We start from the raw sequence: 3398 nt of genomic DNA on the forward strand, positions 1-3398 counted from the left end.
TAAAGCGGGGCAAACCAAACTCAATATACAGCCGGGCGGCTTACTGATGTTTAACGAACCTATTCTTACGGTTCAAAAGCCGCAAGACAGTCCACTTTTCCCGCTCCTGCTCGATGGTATCGGCGGCTTATCTTTTAGCGCTGGTATCTTACCCGAGGAGCTCATCACCCTCATTGATACAATTTCCAATGAATTTGAAGAGGATACTGAAGACAGTGTTGGTACCATTTTGTGGGAAGCCAACTTGCCACATATCGAGCTCTTAAAACTGCCCGCCTTAGGAGCAGGCTTTGGAGACTCCAATGACGAATCTTTTGTAGAAGAGTTTGATGACCTCGTGGCCACGGCTATTGCTGAGGCCATTGATGCTGACGAGGACGTCTCGCAATGGTCCGGTGCAGTTAGACTGGACAACCTCAGCGCTTCCCAAGCAATGGAACTCCACGACATTGCAAGCCCTGATGAAGAGGCGTCGCGTTCCGATATTACGCTGGAGACGACTTCTGCGGTTGTCCTATTCCGAGAATCCATCAATAACCCGATTGAAAACATTCCCGTTCTTTACGCACAGGCTGCGCTCCAAGCAGTAGCAAAGACAAGCTCTACCAGTGAAATACTAGCAGCACGCGACGGGCTTGTTTCGATTATGTTCGATATGATTGCGGAGGGAAAACCTCAGCAGGCCGTGGTCTTGGCTAAACACAGCCTGAAGCTTCTTCAAAGAGTCGAAGAAACACAGCTCATGGATGCCAGCCGAGCCGCTGAGGCATCAGATTCATTTCGCAGGGGCTTACAACACGCCGAGAATAATGTTGAGAGCCTAAAGGCTCTATGGCCCTGGCTGCCCGACCAAGCGCAGCTGCTTCTGGTACAAGACTCTATTGCCGATAACGACTCAAAAACTTTACGCCGGCTAAGAGTCATTGCAACGAAGGTAGGTCCCCAGACCGCCCGGTTCCTCAAATACCAGACCAACCGCGTGCCACAGGAAATCGCAGGTGAGCTGATGCTTTTATCCGCCCACGTGCTGGGCTCAGAAGCTGTTGAGGCTCTTCATCAAGGACTCAATCACCGCGACGACAAAGTGCGCATGATGGCATTTAGAATGCTGGTTAAAATCAACATTAAGGATGCCGCACTTCAAGCGCGGCGCCTCTTAAGCGATCCCGAGCGGTTGGTTCGTAAAGATGCGATTACCATTATCCAAAAGACGAAAGACTCGGGCGCGATTTTCGCTTTAAGACAGACTTTGGAGAGCGATGCCTTTCGCGTCTTAACACACCCAGAGAAACGTGAGTTTTTTGTATGTGCTGGTTACGTTAATCCTGCCGAAGGCCTCCCTTTAATCAGGAATGCTGCCGCTAAAGCGGACGTTCTTTCTCGTACAACCGCTCGAGAAACACGAACCGCGGCTATAGAAGCACTGGGCCAGCTCAAAGACAGAGGTGCCAAGCATCTTCTTACCGATATAGCCGGTGGAATAACCTCTTCAGGCCCCTCAAAGGCCGCAGCGCAAGAGGCTCTGAGAAAACTATGACAACTCAAAGAGAAAACGTCTCGATTGCACAATTCTCAAGGGAGATGGCCCGCTCTTACCTGGTCCTTATCAAGACAGGCTTGTTACACGACCTGGAGAATAAAGCTCTGGAACAACCCGCCTCCCGTCTCGTCAACGCTGTTAACTGCCTTCTAAGCATTACTAAAAAGGCTAAGATACAAGTTATCGGAGACTTGATTTATATCAATGAAACACCGCTGCCGATGGATGACTTGCTCTTTGAGCAGGTCCGGAAAATGCAGAAACTAACTTCGGTGTTGAAAATTAGGGAAATCAACTTTACCGAAGCGGTTCAAGAAGAAGACATTATGGAGATGGTAGAGCATATTAAGATTGCTTCGACCAAACCAGATGGTGCCGATTACATTCAAACGTTGGATCTTAAAAAAGTTCTTCTTACAGATTGCGACCAAGAGCGCCGCGAACTGCCGCAAAAACAACAATCTCTCCACGCCTATATTGTCGCGCTACTGACCGTTAAAGAACTGGTCAGCCGAATCGAGGATGACAAACCCTCGCGTCTCGCCCCAGTTAAACGGGCGATGCAGCACCTCGTTTCAATGACCTACGTTAGCCCTGCTTTGATGCTCGGTCTGATTCGAATGCCCCGATATAAAAACCGCCTTTTTTCGCACCTGCTCAATACCGCGGTGATTGCGATTATCCTTTGCGAGAAAATGCAGGCCGACAAAAACGTGGCTGCCAACATCGCATTTACAGCGACTCTTCATAACCTCGACTGGCAGGAAACCGGAGACAAGTTTTCCACCATCCGTGAACTCTTGAGAATCTACAAGGGCGACCGGCACGGTCAAGAACGTATTGCTGTTCTGAATCAGCTTGGAAAACTAGACGGTGCGCCTGCCGCCAGACTTATCTCTGTTGCGGCTGAATATGAGCGCATGACCTCTGTTGGGGACGATGGTGTGCCGATTCCTCCAGACGAGGCGCTGCGAAGACTCGAGGCCGGCGCCAATGTGACTTATGACGGAGCTGTGGTGCAGCTTCTGGCGACGGCCATGGGCGTTTACCCTGTGGGTTCGGCAGTCGAGCTGGCCGATGGAAGCTTTGGCGTTGTGATTGAGCTTCCAGACGATGGACGCCCGACCAACCTTCCTATTGTGAAGCAATTGAAGCTTTCTGATGGGCGCTCGGCCGGCCCTCGTACGATTGACCTTTACCACGCTAAAGGCATGACTGTTTTAAGAAGTATCAAACCCGAAGAAATGAACTTTAACGTAACGTCAGTCTTTCTAGCCTGAAGTAGAACCCACTTTTTTGAGCCACGCATGGTTCATTGCTACGCCTTCTCGCCAACGTATCGAGCGTGCTGTTTGCAACGATTCCTCGAAACCTTTTTTCGCCAAAGAGTTATCACCCCGACGGGCATAAATATGTGCGGTATTGTGCTGCGCTTTTGAAACGGTCAACAAATCTCCAACCGAGCGCGATACATCTAAGCCAATACGAAGCCTCTCCAACGCACTGTCGTACTGCTCTCGGCTTTGCAGAACTGCTGCCTCGTTAACCAGTGCTCGGCCTTCTTCCATACGGTTCTTGATTTTTCGTGCAGCATCCTGTTGTTGGCGAAAGGTCGCCTGTGCTTTCTCAAACTGGGACGCCCTAAAAAGAATTCGCCCTAAGCTACCTAAATGACCAACAGCTTGATTACGGCTTCGTTGATTATCCACCCGTCCGGCAAGCTCGAGAGCAGTAGATAAATACTTGATTGCAGCGTCGACTCGGCCATCACGCTCCGCAACCTCAGCTGCTTGTGCCAATAAATCCGAGAGTAGAGTTCCATCTCGGAGTTCACGAGCTTTGGCCAACGCATCATTTA

Annotated in this window: 3 protein-coding genes; 2 read left to right on the plus strand and 1 reads right to left on the minus strand. The window is 50.2% G+C overall.

Annotated features, from left to right (window positions below; genetic code table 11):
* Positions 1–46 precede the first annotated feature (46 nt).
* Both HOK28_00415 and HOK28_00420 read left to right on the plus strand, forming a co-directional pair.
* Positions 47–1537 (plus strand): HEAT repeat domain-containing protein, encoded by a 1491-nt coding sequence (locus tag HOK28_00415; GenBank protein ID MBT6431521.1) that lies wholly within the window; start codon positions 47–49, stop codon positions 1535–1537.
* Complete coding sequence (locus tag HOK28_00420) at positions 1534–2820, plus strand: hypothetical protein (protein MBT6431522.1); 1287 nt, start codon at positions 1534–1536, stop codon at positions 2818–2820. The genes HOK28_00415 and HOK28_00420 overlap by 4 nt, the downstream gene beginning before the upstream one ends.
* Here HOK28_00420 and HOK28_00425 read toward each other — a convergent pair.
* On the minus strand, positions 2812–3398 hold a 587-nt coding region (locus HOK28_00425; GenBank protein MBT6431523.1), incomplete at its 5' end, for a tetratricopeptide repeat protein. The two genes, HOK28_00420 and HOK28_00425, sit on opposite strands and share 9 nt — an antisense overlap.

It is taken from the genome of Deltaproteobacteria bacterium, from assembly GCA_018668695.1.
Taxonomy (GTDB): domain Bacteria; phylum Myxococcota; class XYA12-FULL-58-9; order XYA12-FULL-58-9; family JABJBS01; genus JABJBS01.

Coding starts and splice junctions, on each gene's coding strand:
- HOK28_00420 (MBT6431522.1), top strand. CDS start 1,534: ATGACAACTCAAAGAGAAAACGTCTCGATTGCACAATTCTCAAGGGAG.
- HOK28_00415 (MBT6431521.1), top strand. CDS start 47: ATGTTTAACGAACCTATTCTTACGGTTCAAAAGCCGCAAGACAGTCCA.